Here is a 16,538-nt window from a genome sequence, read left to right on the forward strand (position 1 = left end):
CTGCGCATGAGGACCTTCTTCCGTGTCTGAGATACCGCTCGGCGACAGGTCCGGCGAAGGCGATGTTGCATTGCAGCGTCAATGGCTGAACGCTCGCCCGTTGTCCAGCATGGCAGACAGGGCGGACAGGTTTCTCGCGACTGCCGGCTTTGATCGCGCACCCTGGCTAGCCGTCAGTCTGGCGGCAGGCATCGCGGCCTGGTTCGCGCTGCCATCAGCCCCGTACTGGATCGTCGCGATCTTGGTTGCCGCAGCCTTGGCAACGGGCGCGCTGCGGGCGCTGCGTCTCCGCGATGATATGCAGGACCTTCTGGTCGCTGTAGCGGCAATGGCGATCATGTTTGCTGCAGGGGTCGGCGTGGTCTGGACCCGTTCGGAGATCGTGGGAGCGCCGGCAGTCGCCTATCCCATGGTGCAACCGATCACGGCAAGAGTGCTCGACCGCGAAGAACAGCCGGCGCGCGATCGCATCCGGCTCACGCTGGCGATGCGTGACGGGTTGGGTATGCCCCGCAAGGTCCGTGTCAATATCACTCCGGAACAGGATGCAGAGGGCATCGACAAGGGTGCAGTCATCGCCATGCGGACGCGCTTGTTGCCGCCGGCATCGCCGATGTTGCCGGGCGCGTATGATTTTGCGCGGGACGCCTGGTTTTCGGGTCTGGCAGCGACGGGGTCGGTCATCGGGCCGATCCGCATCCTGGAACCGGCCGTTCCTGATGTATCGTCCCTTGCAGCTCTGCGTGAGAAACTGTCCGCACATGTGCGGCGCAAGGTCGATGGAGGTGCGGGGACGATCGCCGCTGCCTTCGCCAGTGGAGATCGCGGCGCAATCTCCGACGCCAAAGCTGAAGCCTTGCGCGATAGCGGCCTCACTCATCTTCTCTCGATCAGTGGCTTGCATGTGAGTGCCGTCGTTGCCGCGGCCTATTTTCTTGCGCTGCGTATATTGGCGCTTTGGCAAGGCCTGGCGCTCAGGATCAGGTTGCCGATCGCTGCAGCCCTGCTGGCTGCGAGCGCGGGCATTTTCTACACCCTGCTGACGGGGGCGGAGGTGCCGACCGTGCGCAGTTGCATAGGAGCAGTCCTCGTTTTGGGCGCCCTGATGCTGGGACGGCAGGCCTTGTCGATGCGGATGGTGGCCGTGGCGGCAATAGCGATCCTGCTCATCTGGCCGGAGAGCGTAGTCGGGCCGAGCTATCAGATGAGCTTCGCCGCAGTGGTGGCGATAGTCGCGTTACATGATAGCAACCTAGTCAAAGCCTTTGGGAAGCGGAACCAGGAAAACGGAATCAGGCGCATCGGGCGTAATTTGCTGCTTCTGTTCCTTACCGGGCTGGTGATCGAACTGGCACTGATGCCCATCGTTCTAAATCATTTTCACCGCGCCGGGATCTATGGCGCGGTGGCCAATCTGGTCGCCATCCCCCTGGTGACGATGATTTCCATGCCCCTGATCGCACTCGCACTCGCACTGGATCTCTTTGATCTGGGGGCACCAGCGTGGTGGCTGGTCGGAGGATCGCTGGACGCGCTGTTGGCGATCGCTCACTTTACCGCAGCCCGGCCGGGATCCGTCACCTTGGTCCCGAGCACTGGCTCAGGCGCAGTGATCAACTTCGCTGCAGGAATGCTTTGGCTGGCGTTGTGGCAGGGTCGCATCCGCTTCTGGGGCTGTTGCCCGCTGCACTGTCAGGTTTCTGGCTCTTGTCAGCCTCCAGTCCGGACCTGCTGGTCTCGAGCGACGGGCGGCAGGTGGCGATAATCGACGGTGAAAAGCGCTTGTATTCACTGCGGAGTTCCGGCGGCAGCTATGCCGGTGACAATCTGCAGCAAACCGCGGGAACATCGGCCGGGGTGCTGCCGCTGGAAGATCACAAGGGAAGCGCATGCAATGCGAACTTCTGTTCGACCATCATCGATCTTCAGGGTGCGAGCTATGGGCTGCTGATCGCCAGGAATGCCGATGCACTTCCCGATGACGTTCTCAGACGGTCCTGCGCCACGGCAGACATCGTGGTTTCAGAAAGAGTTCTCGGCCCTTCCTGCAATCCACGCTGGCTGAAGCTTGACCGTTACAAGCTCAACGCGACTGGCGGGCTATCCATCTATCTGGACGAAAAAAAATTATTTCGGTCGCGCAGGGGCAGGGCAATCATGGCTGGTGGCGGGGCACCTGAATGATGGGCTACCCCGCCGCTGATCAATGATAACGCCGCAGCAGACCTGCAAGCTTTCCCTGAACCTGCACCTGCGCCGAACTGTAGGTCTGCGGCTCATAGGCGGCATTGGCCGGATCAAGGCAGATCATGCCGCCATCGCGGCGCAGATACTTTAGCGTAGCTTCCTCATCATTGACGAGCGCGACTACGATCTCGCCATCGCGGGCTGTGTCGGTCCGACGCACAAGCGCAAAGTCGCCATCGAAGATTCCGGCCTCGATCATGGAGTCGCCGGATACCTCCAGGGCGTAATGCTCACCCGGCCCGAGGAGGGCCGCAGGAACCGGCAAGGATGTCTGACCCTCAAGCGCTTCGATAGGGGCGCCTGCCGCGATCCGACCATGCAAGGGTATGTTGATGACATCGTTGGCTGCCTGCGGAACCGTGACTGTACTGGACGCGAGAGGCGCGGCATCATTGGCCGCAATGCGAGGCCGTGTACCCGTGGCCACATCATCAGGCTGGCGGATGATTTCCAGAGCGCGCGCACGGTTGGGCAAACGGCGAATGAAGCCGCGTTCTTCCAGAGCGGAAATCAGGCGATGAACGCCGGACTTGCTCTTGAGATCGAGCGCGTCTTTCATCTCTTCGAACGAAGGTGAGATGCCCGTTTCCTCAAGGCGGCTCTGGATGAACTGAATCAACTCGTGCTGTTTCGCAGTCAGCATGGTGCTTGCTCCTTGTCCGCCCGATTTGCTTTCAGCAGACGATAGCGTGAACGAATAAGGAACAATTTAGCAACCAATCTGGTGAAGTCAAGCAATTGCGCCGTTCTTGACAGGATAGAACGGCACCCTCGCCCCTGCTTCCAATTCTTCGCATCCTTCGGGCCGTTCGATTAGCCCATCTGCCTGGGACAGGCTCAGCAATGCGCTGCTATCCTGCTCTGTCAGAGGTTCGACCCTATCCGCATTGAGCCGCGCCCTGATGAATTCGCGTCTGCTACCGGTCGCCGGCAGACCGCTGGCGGTTTCCAGCATAACGGCGCGGGGCAGGGGCGATGCCGAGCCGAGCATCGCGCGGATGACGGGCAGGGCGAAAAGGAATGCGGTCACGAAGCTGGAGACCGGGTTTCCCGGCAATCCGATGATCACGCATTCGTCCCTCGTAGCGGCCATCAGCGGCTTTCCCGGCTTGATGGCAACCCGCCAGAACTCCGTGGTCGCGCCCCAGGCCTGCAGCGCCGGGCCGATCAGATCGTAATCGCCCACGGAAGCGCCACCGCTCGTCACCAGCAGATCGCATCCGTCTGCCTCGTCCAGCGCTTGGGAGAGGCTGCCAAGGTCGTCGCGTACCGGTCCGATGCGGCGGATCTCACAGGGATACTGTGCAAACAGTGCGGCCAACATCAGCCCGTTGCTCGATGGAATTTGATGCGGGCCGCAGCTCTCGGGATCGGAGGAAAGCTCGTTGCCGGATTCGAGGATCGCGATGACCGGCGGGCGGCGAACCGGAAGCCGGGAATGTCCCGCCATAGCCGCCAGTGCAATCGCAGCCGGTGTGATCGCCACGCCGGCACGAAGCACGACGTCCCCAGCCGCGAAGTCGAAACCAGCGACCCTTACGTGACGCCCTTGCGCCGGCGCGTCCCGCAGAACGGAAAGATTCTCTCCGTTGAGTTCAGCGTCCTCCTTGATCAGGATCCTGTCCGGACCCTTCGGAAGTGCCGCACCCGTCGAGATCCTGATTGCCTCACCACGAGCGAGAGTACCTGCAAACGGAGCGCCTGCCCTGCTGGCACCAACGACCTCCCAAGGCCCGCTGCCCTGAATGGCAAAACCGTCCATTGCCGAAATGTCGATCGCAGGTTGTGACCGCCGTGCAAGTATATCGGCTGCAAGGTAGTGGCCCAAACATTCGAAAATGGGCTTTTCGCTAGCAGGCAGAGGAGCGACGAGATCCAGCAGCCGCGACTGCGCGTCCTGCAACGGGAGCAGGGTCATCCTGCTTTCCAATCGCCAGACTTGCCGCCCGACTTTTCAAGGAGCCGGATGTTCTGAATGACCATGCTCTTATCAAGCGCTTTGCCCATGTCGTAGATTGTCAACAAGGCTACGGAAGCTGCTGTAATCGCTTCCATTTCGACACCGGTCTTTCCGATGAGACTCGCCGTTGCGACCACTTGGATTGATGATTCCTGCTGGGAGAATTCCACTTCCACCGACGACAGTGCCAAGGGGTGACAAAGCGGGATCAATTCCGAGGTCTTCTTCGCCGCCATGATCCCGGCTATCCGCGCCGTTCCCAAGACATCGCCCTTCGGTGCGTTGCCTTGCCTGATCGCGCTCGCTGCTTCTGCATTCATGTGAATTTCACCACAAGCCCGCGCAGAACGACGGGTGTCCGGCTTGCAAGCCACATCGACCATCCGCGCTTCGCCGGCCTCGTTGATATGGGTCAGCTTAGTCATCGCAAATGCAGCAGACTGCGCGTCGCTTTCTCGACATCGTCATGACGCATCAAACTTTCCCCGACGAGAAAAGAACGGATGCCAGCGTCGGCGAGCCGAGCAATATCGACGCTGTTGGTAATCCCGCTCTCGGCGATGACAAGGCTGCCGTTCGGTACAAGCGGGGCCAGCTTCAACGTCGTGGCAAGATCTGTCTGGAAGGTCTTGAGATTGCGATTATTGATACCGATCAAACGACTCCGCAATCGTGTGGCGCGCTCCAGTTCCGCTTCGTCATGGACCTCGATCAGAACGTCCATGGCAAGGTCGATCGCGGCTTGCTCGATGTCGACCATCTGCTGATCGTTCAATGCGGCGACGATCAGCAGAACAGCATCCGCACCCATCGCGCGGGCTTCCAGAACCTGCCACGGATCGATCATGAAATCCTTTCGCAGGACCGGAAGCGTGCAGGCATTCCGCGCCGCGACAAGGAAGTCACGGTGACCCTGAAAATACTTCTCGTCTGTCAGAACGGAAAGACAGGCCGCACCTCCCGCCTGATATGCACGGGCGTGATCGGCGGGTGCAAAATCCTCGCGGATCAATCCCTTCGATGGAGAAGCTTTCTTGATTTCGGCAATCAGGCCCAGGCGAGTCCTTGAGGCGCTCTGCAAGGCGTTCTCGAAGCCGCGCGGGGGACTCTGCAGAGCAATCTGGCGTAGCAGTTCCGCTTCCGAAATGCGCTGCTTCGCTTCGCGCACCTCGCCTTCCTTGGTGGCGCAGATCTCTTGCAGTTTGTTCATCGGGCGAGGGCGATCCATTGCGTGAGTTTAGCCAGCGCCGCACCGCTGTCGAGCGCTTCGGCAGCCACCGCCGCGCAATCTGCATAATTGTCACCCCGGCCGGCAACCATGAGCGCGGCCGAGGCATTCAGCAGGACCGCATCGCGGTAAGCACCGCCTGCACCTTCCAGCAAGGCTTTGAGCGCGCGTGCATTAAAGGCGGCGTCCTCACCGCGGATTGCCTCCATCGGAGCTGTGGGTAGCCCCGCATCGCCAGGATGTGCCCGCTGCATGATGAAGCTGTCGCCGCGCACTTCGGCAACTTCGCTGCCGCCGGCCAGGGATAGTTCGTCCAAGCCTTCGTCGCCGGAGACGATCTTCGAGTAATCGGTGCCGAGCCTCGCCATGGCACCGGCGTAAATCGGCACATAGGCAGGCCTTGCAATGCCGATCAGCTGGTTTCGAACGCGCGCCGGGTTCGAGAGCGGTCCCATCAGGTTGAAGATGGTGCGCCGGCCCAGGCGCTGCCTGATCGGTTGAATTCGCCGCATGGCCGGGTGGTGATTGGCCGCGAACAGGAAGCAGATACCGATCTCGTTCAGCGTCCGCTCCGCCGTGCGCCCTGCGGCATCCATGTCGAGCCCGATCTGTTCGAGAGTGTCAGCCGCGCCAGCCTTCGACGAGGCAGCGCGATTGCCATGCTTGGCAACCGGCACACCGCATGCTGCCACGACAAGGCTGACTGCGGTGGATACGTTTAACGTATGGTGCCCGTCGCCGCCGGTCCCGCAGACATCGATGGCGTTCTCGGGGGCGTCGATCGGCAACAGCCTGGCCCGCAAAGCGCGGGCAGCCCCTGCGATTTCGGCCGAAGTCTCTCCACGATCGGAGAGGTCGGTCAGGAAGCTTGCGATGGCTTCGTCCGAAATTGCCCCGTCGAGGATCGCACCGAAGACCTGCTCGGCCTGTATCTCGTCCAGCGGCAGAGCAGCGGAGGGAAGGCGCTTCAAGGCAGTTCCTCCGGCTCGATACCGCAGATGCGGAGAAAATTGGCCAGAAGAGCATGACCATGATCGGTCGCTATGCTTTCAGGGTGGAACTGCACGCCATGAATGGGAAGGGTTTCATGCCGCAGCCCCATGACCAGCGCATCGTCAGCCGTCGCGTTGATCGTGAGGCTTCCCGGCAGATCGCGGACGACGAGGCTGTGATACCGTGTCGCCGTAAAAGGCGCCGGAAGCCCGGCGAATACTCCGCTGCCATCATGTTCGACGGAGGACGTCTTGCCATGCATCAGCCCGCCGCGCTCGACCTTCCCGCCAAAATGCTGGCCAATCGCCTGATGGCCCAGGCAGACGCCCAGAAGCGGACGTTCGGCATAGGCGCATGCAGCCACCAGATCGAGGCTGATGCCGGCGTCATCCGGCGTGCAGGGGCCGGGGGAGATGAGGATTCCCTTTGCATCGCTGGCGATGGCTTCGGATGCGGTAATTGCATCATTTCGCTCCACCCGCACCTCTGCGCCAAGTTCCATGAGATAATGGACCAGGTTGAAGGTAAAGCTGTCGTAATTGTCGATGACGAGTATCACGGCGTGGCCTTTGCCCGTTTTGTGACAACGATCAAGGGGCCGAGCGGAGCAAGACCGTCCATGCGTCCGGCAGCAGGATCCCACAATGCGGAAACGCTGCCGTCCAGGTAAAGTGCATTCTGCACCTTGAGCCCGTCACGGTAATAGCGCGCGAGCTTGCCGAAACTTAGCGGCGCGCGCGACATCACGAAATGTGCCCGTCCTTCGGCATCCACCCCGACCGCGTTGCGAATGTGTCGGGAAGGACCATCTTGCGAAATTTCGGGATGCAGTTCGCCGCCGACTACCAGCATCGGACCGGATTGCGTGCCGAAATCCGGACGATCGCTTACATTGCTGTAGAAATCATCGGCAGTCCGGACGCTCCACTTGCCGTCGCTGCCGTAGAATACACCGTTAGGGAGGAGGTGGAAATTGCCGCCACCCTGCGCCCGGTTGAGTTCGACCAATCGTTCGGAACTTTCAACGTAATAGCCGATGGGCTGGCCTTCTTCGTCGAACATGCCGCCGTTGAATGCGAACGCTACATCATCGCTACCCCCGAGCGCCTTCTCCAGCGCTGCAAAGCTGCGGTAAGGCTTGATTCCGTTGTCGCTTTCGGCGCCTAGAACCATCTCGACACGATGATCGGCAGGATCGGCGATGCAGTGAACCAGCGCGATGTCCTCGAACGTAGCATCCTTGCAGTCCGCGCTTTCATTCACGTCCGCTGCTGCCGCGACGGGAGTGGGCTCCTCTGCTACGCCGCTGCCGATCTCGGTCCGCAATACGGGCTGCCCTTCAGGAGCAGCGTCGCAGGCGGTCAGCACCAGCAGACAGGTGCAGGCTACGAGCGACCGTTTCACGAAGTTCCCCCGGCCAAACGCGCCGCTTCACGCGCGGCCGCGAACAATGCTCCGGCCTTGGCTTCGCATTCCCGCTGTTCACAGGCCGCATCGCTGTCGGCGACGATGCCCGCGCCGGCCTGCACATGCATGACTCCGTCCTTCACCACTGCCGTTCGTAAAACGATGCAGCTGTCCACCGACCCGTCCGGCGCGAAATAGCCGACCCCGCCCGCATAGGGACCGCGCGCTTCCGGCTCCAGTTCGGCAATGATCTGGCACGCCCGCACTTTGGGTGCACCGCTTACCGTGCCCGCAGGAAATCCGGCGAACAGGGCGTCGATGGCATCGTAGCCCTTGGCAAGCTGCCCGACCACGTTGCTGACGATGTGCATCACATGACTGTAGCGTTCTATGCCGAAGCTGCTGGTTACGCGCACGCTTCCCCGGGTGGTTACCCGGCCCACATCGTTGCGACCGAGGTCCAGCAGCATCAGATGTTCGGCCCGTTCCTTGGCATCAGCGAGCAGTTCCTGTTCCGCTGCCTGGTCCAGAGCCTCATCCGCCCCCCGCGGCCGGGTGCCTGCGATCGGCCGTATCGTCACTTCGCCATCACGAACCCTGACGAGGATTTCCGGGCTCGACCCGACTACTGCAAAGCCGGGTAGGTCGAGGAAGTAAAGGAACGGCGAGGGGTTCACCCGGCGAAGCGCACGATATAGATCGAGCGGCGGCAGCGGGAAGGGGCAGGTAAAACGCTGCGCCAGAACCACCTGGAAGACATCGCCCGCTTCGATATAATCTTTCGCCTTGCAGACCATGCTGGCGTAATCCGTTGCCGCTATCGTGCGCTGCGCGGACATATCCGGCAGTGCCGCCAGTTTCATTCTGGGCGGCTCGGCAGCGGTGAGCCTTTGCAGCGCATCGTCGATCCGTCCGGCGGCGTCGGTCAGCCGTGCAGCTATCGGCGCAGCGTCCGGCCAGAGCGGCGCAATGCAGAACAGTTCATCGGTGAGGCCGTCGAAGATGAGGATGAGAGTCGGCCTGACGAACAGCATATCCGGCAGGTCCAGCGGCCCGGCAGGTGCGCGTTCCAGCTTCTCCACCAAACCAATTGTCTCATAGCCGAAATAGCCGACAAGGCATGCAAGGGCCGGGGGTAGCCCTTCAGGCACTTCCAGGCGGCATTCGGCTGCAAGCATGCGCAGGCTGGCCAGCGAATCTTTCTCCGCCGGCTGAAATGCATCCCGTTTCGTGCGCCAGGCGCGGTTTATCTCAGCCTGCTGTCCGGTCGCGCGAAAGACGAGATCAGGATCGAGACCGAGCAGGCTGTATCGGCCGCGGATCTCCCCGCCTTCGACCGATTCAAGCAGGAAATCGCCGCGACCTTCCTTGATCAGCTTGCATGCAGCGCCCACGGGCGTCTGCGTGTCGCAGATAACCCGGCGCCACACCAGCGCTGGCGCGCCCTTGGCAAGCGCATCATGCGCAGCGGCAGCGCCTTCGATCTCCGGTCCGTGATCCATCGATCAATTCGTATTGCCGACCAGTTGACGACGCACGGCCTCGATTGCCTCGGCATTGCGCTCGACGCCGAGTTCACCGCGCATCGATGCAATCAGTTGCTGGGCATATTCCTCGCCGGTCCGCTGAGCGAGCTGCTGGCGCGCGCTGGCGATGAACGGGTCGTCGGCCGCAACTTCGTCGGGGACGATATCGGCGAGGTTGACCACGAACCAGCCGATGCTGCCCGGACCTTCCAGCTTCTTGGTCGTTCCTTCCGCCATGCTGAACATCAGGGCGAGGGGCGCCGGTACCTGCTGCTGTCTTGCGGCGAGTTCCTGGCGCGAAAGGTCGATGTTTTCGGGTGCGGGAAGGCTTGCGTCCTCCGCCCGCATCGCCTCGGCAAGTGTTGCACCGCCGCGCACCCGCGCCAGAATGCGATCCGCAGCTTTGCGCGCTGCGGCAAGGCCCTGTGCCATACGCCATTCCGCAACGACCTCGTCCCGGATTTCACCGAGCGGTGCAGCTGCGGAACCTGTGATCCGCGCCACATCGAAGAGCACGAAGGTCTCACCGGGAGTGACTTCGGCAACTTGCGGTTCGCCTTCTTCCATCTGGAATGCGGTGGGCAGGACCGAGCCGAGGATTTCCGGGGCAGTCTCACCCTGCTGGCCATAGACCTGCCCGGCAGCCGTGAGGGGCCGGGTGGTCTGGATCTGCAAGCCGAGTTCACGCGCGACGTCGGCAAGCGCCTCGCCGTCATCGAGGCTGTCCTGCGCGTCGACCGCCAGATCCGCTAGCGCGTTCCGGCGCTTCTCGAGCCGCAGTTCCTCGGCAATTTCTCCGCGCACCTGCGCCAGGCTCCGCGCCGGAGTGCGGTCGATGCTGTCCACACGCGTGACATACCAGCCAAGCGAGCCGCGCTGCGGAACCGCGACGGAACCACGCTCGGCGGTGAATACCGCCTCGGCGACTGCCGGGCTTGTCGACGATGCCAGCTGCTGGCGGCTGCGCGGTTCGACTTCGGCTACACTCAGGCCTGCTTCCCGTGCTGCCTCCTCCAGCGAACCGCCAGCCTGTACCCGCTGGCGAATGGCCTGCGCGGCCTGCTGGGTCGGCACGATCAGCTGGCTGAAGCCGCGCGTTTCGCTGGCGGCATATTGCGCCTGATTTTCACGGTAGCGCGCTGCGATCTCCGCATCGGTGGGGTTCGCCCTGTTGCCAAGGCTCTCGGCATCCAGAGTGGCGTAGCGGATCGTGCGCCGTTCGGGGCGGATGTAATCGCCGCGATTGGCCGTGTAGTAGGATTGCAGCTGCGCTGTGGTGGGTGCGGTATCCGGCGCGAAGGCCGCACTGGGTATGAAGCCGATCGTACCTTCCCGGCTTTCCCGCTGCAGCGATGCGTAGCGTGCTACCAGCTTGTTCGGCAGCGTCGCACCAAATGTCGCAGGAATCAGGATCTGCTGAGCCAGAATATCGGATGCGAGGTCGTTGCGGACCGTTGCTTCGTTGAGGCCGCGCTGGGCCAGAAACCCGCGGAACGCGTCTTCGCTGAAATTCCCGTCCGGCCCGCGAAAAGCAGAGATGCCCAGAATTTCGCTGTTCACCAGGTTTTCGCCGGCCCGCAGGCCATATTCGCGAGCATATCCGGCAATGGCGGCACGGTCGATCATCTGCGACAGCACACGGTCAAGTCCGCCTTGTTCGACAAACGCCTGCATCGACAGAGTGGGATCGTCCTGCCGCAGACCGTCTACCGCATTGTTGGCGTCACGAACCAGATCGGCCGTACCGATTTTCTCATCGCCGACCACGGCAACCCTGTTTCCGCCCGAAACACCGCCGAACGTCGCGCTCGACGAAACGTCCATGCTTGCAAAGGCCAGTGCGATCAGGGCCAGAAAGGCCATGGTCACCACGATGCCGATCTTCGACTGGAAGAACCTGCGGAATGTCGTAAGCATAGAAGAAGCTGACCTGTTTCGGTTTTTTTCAGGGAATCAGTTGGCCAAGCAGGCCGAGTAAGGCTTGCCCCGCGCTGGAATTGTCCGCCGCTTTATCCCGCATGCGTCGCTGCCGCAACAGGTGGACAAGTGTTTTGACCCAAAGACAAAGGTGGGCTAGCGGAGCCCGCCAGACAGCCCATATGGGCCGGCAACAGATTCATCGTAATAGCAGGACAAGACACATGGCCGCACGGCCCTATATCGTTGGCAATTGGAAGATGAACGGAACGCGTGCGATGCTTTCCGAAGCGCGCGCGATCGACCGTGCATCACAGCGGCTGATGAAGGTGGAGGTGGCTATCGCGCCGCCTTATACTTTGATTCACGCCGTCCACCGCGAGGCGCAGCAGATCGGCGTCGGTGCGCAGGATTGTCATGCGGCGGAAGAAGGCGCGAATACAGGCGACATTTCAGCCGCTATGATCGCCGATGCGGGCGCGAAATTCGTGATCCTAGGCCATAGCGAACGCCGCCTCGATCATGGCGAAAACGACGCGCTGGTGAAGCGCAAGGCGGAAGCTGCAATGGCGACACAGTTGAAGATCATTCTCTGCTGCGGCGAGACGGAAGACGTGCGCAATGCCGGAAATGCGGTCGATCATGTGCTCGCACAGCTTTCTGCATCACTTCCTGATATCATCGAAGAACCCGGGGAGCGACTGAACATCGCCTATGAACCGGTCTGGGCCATTGGCACTGGACGGACACCTTCGACAGACGAAATTGCCGAGATGCACGGTGCCATCCGCAAGCTGCTGATCGATCGCTTCGGTGCGGAAGAAGGGCCGGCGGTGCGAATCCTTTATGGCGGATCGGTCAAGCCGGAGAATGCGCGCGAGCTGCTTGCGGTGAATGAGGTGGGCGGCGCTCTTGTCGGCGGGGCCAGCCTGACGGCAGAGACATTCCTCGGCATCGTCATCGCCGCAAACGAGGTGCAGGAACAGTAATCGTGCTGTTGCCGGAGCCGAGGGAGGCCAGCCTTGCTCTCTTCGCTCCGGCGCACTAGATGCCGCACGCAAGCCTAGCGAGAGTTTACCTAAGTCATGTCAATCTTCTTCTTTCTCACCGTGGTGCAGGCCATCGTCGCAGCAGCGCTTGTCGGCGTGATCCTGATGCAGCGTTCAGAAGGCGGGGGCCTCGGCATCGGGGGTAGCCCCAGCGGCATGATGAGCGCGCGAGGCGCAGCGGATTTCCTGACGAAGACGACAAAGATCCTCGCTATCCTGTTCGTCGTTCTCTCGATCGTTCTCGCAGCAGTTGCGGTCGAAACCAGCAGCACCAGCACGATCGAATCGACAATCGATCGAAACGTGACGCCGGTGCAGAACGATCCGCTCGCACCCTTGGCAGGCGATGGCCTCGACGGTGACCCGCCGGTCAGCCCGGTTCCGGAAACGAATGACGATCCGCTGTCGGGCGCAACGCGCTGACAATTTTGGCAGCCTGCGGTCGCTGACCGCCCGCAGGCGCTTTCTTTCACTTTCGCAGTCTTCATCGACGGGCAAAACCCGGAAGACGGCGCTTGCACCGACTCCACTTACGAGCTTAAGGCCCAACTCCCATGGCGCGGTATATTTTCATCACCGGCGGCGTGGTCTCCTCGCTCGGCAAAGGTCTCATGGCAGCGAGCCTCGCGGCTCTGTTGCAGGCTCGTGGTTTCAAGGTACGGATTCGCAAATTCGATCCCTATCTGAACGTCGACCCCGGCACGATGAGTCCCTATCAGCATGGTGAGGTCTACGTTACCGACGACGGGGCCGAAACCGACCTTGATCTCGGGCATTACGAACGCTTCACGGGTGTTTCAGCACGGCAGAGCGACAACATAACGTCCGGCCGTGTCTATCAGGACATTATCGCCAAGGAACGCCGAGGCGATTATCTCGGCGCAACCGTGCAGGTGATCCCGCACGTCACTGACGAGATCAAGAATTTCGCGCTCGACGATGACGAAGGCCACGATTTTATTCTCTGCGAGATCGGCGGGACCGTCGGCGACATCGAAGGCTTGCCATTCATCGAGGCCATCCGCCAGATTCGCAACGATCTTGGGCGGGAGCGAACTGCACTCGTCCATGTCACGCTCGTTCCGTATATATCCGCTGCGGGTGAGCTGAAGACCAAGCCGACGCAGCATTCCGTTCGCGAACTGACCAGCCTTGGCGTGCAGCCCGATATGCTGCTCTGCCGCTGCGAACAGCCGCTCCCGGAAACCGAACGCGCCAAGATCGCGCTGTTCTGTAACGTCCGCAAGGAGGCTGTCATCCCGGCGCTGGATGCGAAGAGCATCTATTCCGTGCCGTTGCAGTATCATCGCGAAGGCCTGGACGCCGAAATCCTTCGCCACTTCCAGATGGATGCACCGGCGCCCGATCTATCCCGCTGGGAAGATATCGAAGATCGTCACGATAATCCTGAAGGGGAAGTGACCATCGGCGTGGTGGGCAAGTACATCGGCCTGCAGGATGCCTATAAATCGCTGAACGAAGCGCTGATTCACGGCGGAATGGCGAACAGGGTAAAGGTTCGCGTCCGCTGGCTGGACGCCGAATTGTTTGAGGCTAACGACGACGAACTTGTCGCGCGGCTCGAACCCCTTCACGGCATTCTGGTGCCGGGCGGCTTCGGCGAGCGCGGATCGGAAGGCAAGATCGCTTCGGTTCGCTTCGCCAAGGAGCGGGGCGTACCTTTTTTCGGCATCTGCCTCGGCATGCAGATGGCCTGCGTCGAGGCAGCAAGAAGTGCAGGTCATGGCACGGCATCCTCGTCCGAATTCGGCCGCGGCGGAGAGCCGGTCGTGGGCATCATCACCGAATGGATGAGCGCCGAAGGTTTGCAGAAACGTGAGGCCGGCGGCGATCTTGGCGGCACGATGCGGCTCGGGTCATACGATGCCACCCTAGCAAAAGGCAGCAAGATCTCAGCGATCTATGGCGGGTCGGAAGTCATTTCGGAACGTCATCGCCATCGCTACGAGGTGAATGCCAAATATAGCGAGGCGATGGCCAGGGCCGGCCTCGTGTTCTCGGGCATGTCGCCCGATGGCCTTCTTCCGGAAATCGTCGAACGGCCGGATCATCCCTGGTTCGTCGGCGTGCAGTTCCACCCCGAATACAAGAGCAAGCCATTTGAACCGCACCCGCTGTTCGCCGGGTTTGTGGCTGCAGCCTTGCGCCAGTCCCGATTGGTCTGACCTGTAGCGATTGCGATGATTGCGTGGAAATGCAGATCAACGCATTGACTCGATCAAAACTGACGCGTTGAAAATAATGTAATAGCGATCTTTATCTTTTGCTAAATTCGCGTTATTGTGGCTGCTGGGATAAAGATGGGGGGCAGCGATCGACAATGGATCGCGAACCTACCCTGCAGTTTCGGATGTGATCGTCTTCTGCGACCCGGACGATCATATCTGGATAAGCGGCGCCTTGCGTCGTGGGGGTGGACCTGGTCTGCCCCCGAATCATTTGCAGTCCTGACCTCTTTCTGACTGTTCACGCGGCTGATTGCTAAGCTCTCATTGCCGATCGTCGGCCAACTTCATGCCTGTGCCGAAACGATTTATGCGCTGGATAATTGATCAGTTGAAGCGAAGGTGCCGGTGTGTGCCGCAAGGGAGTTTACAATAGTGCCGAAAAAGATAGATATCTACACGAAGATGGGCTGCGGCTACTGTGCTAGGGCCAGGCGCCTGCTCGACGGCAAAGGCGTCGATTACAATGAATTCGATATCACGATGGGCGGCCCAGAGCGCGAGGAGATGACGAGCCGCGCTCCGAACGCCCGTACGGTACCGCAGATCTTCATTGGTGATAAACATGTCGGCGGCTCTGACGATCTGATGGCGCTGGAGCGGGAAGGCAAGCTCGACGCGATGCTTCAGGGCTGACGAAGCGGATGGCGCGTGTTGCTCTTCTGCAGATGACCAGCGGGATCAATCCAAACCGCAACGCCGATACGATCGCTTCCGCTGTCGCAACTGCGGCTACCGGCGGGGCACAAATGCTTTTCACGCCTGAAATGTCTGGACTGCTCGATCAGGATCGCAAGCGCGCCGATCAGTCGATTGCTTCACAACAGGAAGACGCGGTTCTTCGAGATACTCGTGAAGCCGCACGGAATTACGGCATTTGGGTTGCGTTGGGGTCGCTCGCTGTTGCTGTCGGGGAGGGCAGGCGCGCCAACCGTGCCTTCGTCATCAACCCCGAAGGCGAAGTCGTCTGCACCTACGACAAGATGCATATGTTCGATGTGACGTTGGGCGAGGGTGACGATTGGCTCGAATCCGCAGCTTACGCGCCGGGCGACAGGGTCGCTGCGATAGAAACGCCGGTCGGACTTCTCGGCCTGAGCATCTGCTACGACATCCGTTTTCCGGCGCTCTATGACGTCCTCGGCCGTGCGGGATGTGAAGCAATCACAATACCTGCAGCCTTTACCGTACCGACTGGCCGCGCGCATTGGCATGTTCTGCAACGCGCCCGGGCGATCGAGAGCAGTGCTTTCGTCATTTCTGCAGCGCAGGTTGGCGAGCATGAGGACGGACGAAGAACATATGGCCATTCGCTGGTAATCGACCCTTGGGGGCGAGTGTTGCTTGATATGGGCGGCACAGAAACCGGCGTAGGTTTTGCGGAGGTTGATCTCACGATTGTGGAAGAAACCCGGCGCAAGTTGCCAAGCCTTGCAAATCGGCGCGATCTCGCCAACTGATTGCCGATGATCGTTTTCGACCTGATCTGCGCAGCGGGCCACACATTCGAAGGGTGGTTCGGCTCTTCCGCTCGGTTTGAGCAGCAATGCGAAGAAGGGCTGGTCGCCTGTCCGCATTGCGGCGCGACCGAAATCATCAAGGCACCCATGACGCCTGCCGTTGGTGCGAAGGGAAACAGGGGTTTGCCTGTCACCAGGCGGCACTCCGAAGGCCCGCAACGAAAGCCGATGGTCGGAGGGCAGGAAGCTCCTGAGGTCATCAAGGCCATGCAGGCGTTAGCCAAGGCCCAGGCGAAAGCACTCGAAGGCAGCACCTGGGTAGGTGATGCCTTTGCCGAAAAGTCTCGCGCGAGGCATTACGGCGAAACGGCGGAGGCCTCTGATGAAAAGCCCATTCACGGCCGCGCGACTGCAGAAGATGCCAAGGCGCTGCTGGACGAAGGTATCGCCATAGCGCCACTTCCATTCCCCGTCGCACCGCCAGACGAACTCAATTGATTGCCAG

At 61.0% G+C, this 16,538-nt stretch carries 17 protein-coding genes; 8 read left to right on the top strand and 9 right to left on the bottom strand.

Annotation, left to right across the window (positions count from 1 at the left end):
* Window positions 1-22 precede the first annotated feature (22 nt).
* Both G7A66_RS00620 and G7A66_RS00625 read left to right on the top strand, forming a co-directional pair.
* Window positions 23-1,765, top strand: coding sequence for a ComEC/Rec2 family competence protein (locus tag G7A66_RS00620; RefSeq protein ID WP_174293768.1), 1,743 nt, complete (start codon window positions 23-25; stop codon window positions 1,763-1,765).
* Window positions 1,756-2,184: a hypothetical protein gene (locus G7A66_RS00625; protein WP_174293769.1), complete on the top strand. Its 429-nt coding sequence runs from the start codon at window positions 1,756-1,758 to the stop codon at window positions 2,182-2,184. Before G7A66_RS00620 ends, G7A66_RS00625 begins: the two co-directional genes overlap by 10 nt.
* Window positions 2,185-2,203: 19 nt before the next feature.
* Here G7A66_RS00625 and lexA read toward each other — a convergent pair whose 3' ends face one another.
* From lexA to G7A66_RS00670, 9 genes are all read right to left on the bottom strand, one after another.
* Window positions 2,204-2,890, bottom strand: a complete 687-nt coding sequence (gene lexA / locus G7A66_RS00630) for a transcriptional repressor LexA (RefSeq protein WP_174293770.1) — start codon at window positions 2,888-2,890, stop codon at window positions 2,204-2,206.
* Window positions 2,891-2,977: 87 nt separating this feature from the next.
* Window positions 2,978-4,165: a molybdopterin molybdotransferase MoeA gene (locus tag G7A66_RS00635; RefSeq protein WP_174293771.1), complete on the bottom strand. Its 1,188-nt coding sequence runs from the start codon at window positions 4,163-4,165 to the stop codon at window positions 2,978-2,980.
* The gene (moaC, locus tag G7A66_RS00640; protein WP_174293772.1) at window positions 4,162-4,632 is read right to left on the bottom strand and encodes a cyclic pyranopterin monophosphate synthase MoaC; all 471 of its coding nucleotides are present in this window, start codon (window positions 4,630-4,632) and stop codon (window positions 4,162-4,164) included. The genes G7A66_RS00635 and moaC overlap by 4 nt, the downstream gene beginning before the upstream one ends.
* Window positions 4,629-5,417: an indole-3-glycerol phosphate synthase TrpC gene (trpC, locus tag G7A66_RS00645; protein WP_174293773.1), complete on the bottom strand. Its 789-nt coding sequence runs from the start codon at window positions 5,415-5,417 to the stop codon at window positions 4,629-4,631. Before trpC ends, moaC begins: the two co-directional genes overlap by 4 nt.
* Window positions 5,414-6,406 carry an anthranilate phosphoribosyltransferase gene (trpD, locus tag G7A66_RS00650; protein ID WP_174293774.1) on the bottom strand — a complete coding sequence of 331 codons (993 nt, stop codon included), beginning with the start codon at window positions 6,404-6,406 and terminating at the stop codon, window positions 5,414-5,416. Before trpD ends, trpC begins: the two co-directional genes overlap by 4 nt.
* The gene (locus G7A66_RS00655) at window positions 6,403-6,987 is read right to left on the bottom strand and encodes an anthranilate synthase component II (RefSeq protein WP_174293775.1); all 585 of its coding nucleotides are present in this window, start codon (window positions 6,985-6,987) and stop codon (window positions 6,403-6,405) included. Before G7A66_RS00655 ends, trpD begins: the two co-directional genes overlap by 4 nt.
* Window positions 6,984-7,832: a phosphodiester glycosidase family protein gene (locus G7A66_RS00660; protein ID WP_332310454.1), complete on the bottom strand. Its 849-nt coding sequence runs from the start codon at window positions 7,830-7,832 to the stop codon at window positions 6,984-6,986. The genes G7A66_RS00655 and G7A66_RS00660 overlap by 4 nt, the downstream gene beginning before the upstream one ends.
* The gene (gene trpE / locus G7A66_RS00665) at window positions 7,829-9,337 is read right to left on the bottom strand and encodes an anthranilate synthase component I (protein ID WP_174293776.1); all 1,509 of its coding nucleotides are present in this window, start codon (window positions 9,335-9,337) and stop codon (window positions 7,829-7,831) included. The genes G7A66_RS00660 and trpE overlap by 4 nt, the downstream gene beginning before the upstream one ends.
* A gap of 3 nt (window positions 9,338-9,340) precedes the next feature.
* A complete protein-coding gene (locus G7A66_RS00670; RefSeq protein WP_174293777.1) occupies window positions 9,341-11,278 on the bottom strand; it encodes a peptidyl-prolyl cis-trans isomerase in 1,938 nt (645 codons plus the stop codon).
* 224 nt (window positions 11,279-11,502) lie between these two features.
* On the opposite strand from G7A66_RS00670, the gene tpiA reads away from it, so the two are divergent.
* The 6 genes from tpiA (at window position 11,503) to G7A66_RS00700 (ending at window position 16,531) form a co-directional block, all read left to right on the top strand.
* A complete protein-coding gene (tpiA, locus tag G7A66_RS00675; RefSeq protein WP_174293778.1) occupies window positions 11,503-12,267 on the top strand; it encodes a triose-phosphate isomerase in 765 nt (254 codons plus the stop codon).
* Window positions 12,268-12,369: 102 nt separating this feature from the next.
* Complete coding sequence (gene secG, locus G7A66_RS00680; RefSeq protein ID WP_174293834.1) at window positions 12,370-12,750, top strand: preprotein translocase subunit SecG; 381 nt, start codon at window positions 12,370-12,372, stop codon at window positions 12,748-12,750.
* Window positions 12,751-12,881: 131 nt separating this feature from the next.
* The gene (locus G7A66_RS00685) at window positions 12,882-14,513 is read left to right on the top strand and encodes a CTP synthase (RefSeq protein ID WP_174293779.1); all 1,632 of its coding nucleotides are present in this window, start codon (window positions 12,882-12,884) and stop codon (window positions 14,511-14,513) included.
* 465 nt (window positions 14,514-14,978) lie between these two features.
* Window positions 14,979-15,209, top strand: coding sequence for a glutaredoxin 3 (gene grxC / locus G7A66_RS00690; protein ID WP_206675003.1), 231 nt, complete (start codon window positions 14,979-14,981; stop codon window positions 15,207-15,209).
* Window positions 15,210-15,217: 8 nt separating this feature from the next.
* The gene (locus tag G7A66_RS00695) at window positions 15,218-16,033 is read left to right on the top strand and encodes a carbon-nitrogen hydrolase family protein (protein WP_174293781.1); all 816 of its coding nucleotides are present in this window, start codon (window positions 15,218-15,220) and stop codon (window positions 16,031-16,033) included.
* Window positions 16,034-16,039: 6 nt separating this feature from the next.
* Window positions 16,040-16,531, top strand: coding sequence for a DUF1178 family protein (locus G7A66_RS00700; protein WP_174293782.1), 492 nt, complete (start codon window positions 16,040-16,042; stop codon window positions 16,529-16,531).
* Window positions 16,532-16,538: the final 7 nt, after the last annotated feature.

The sequence above is a fragment of the Alteripontixanthobacter muriae genome (assembly GCF_013336795.1).
Taxonomy (GTDB): Bacteria; Pseudomonadota; Alphaproteobacteria; order Sphingomonadales; family Sphingomonadaceae; genus Pseudopontixanthobacter; species Pseudopontixanthobacter muriae.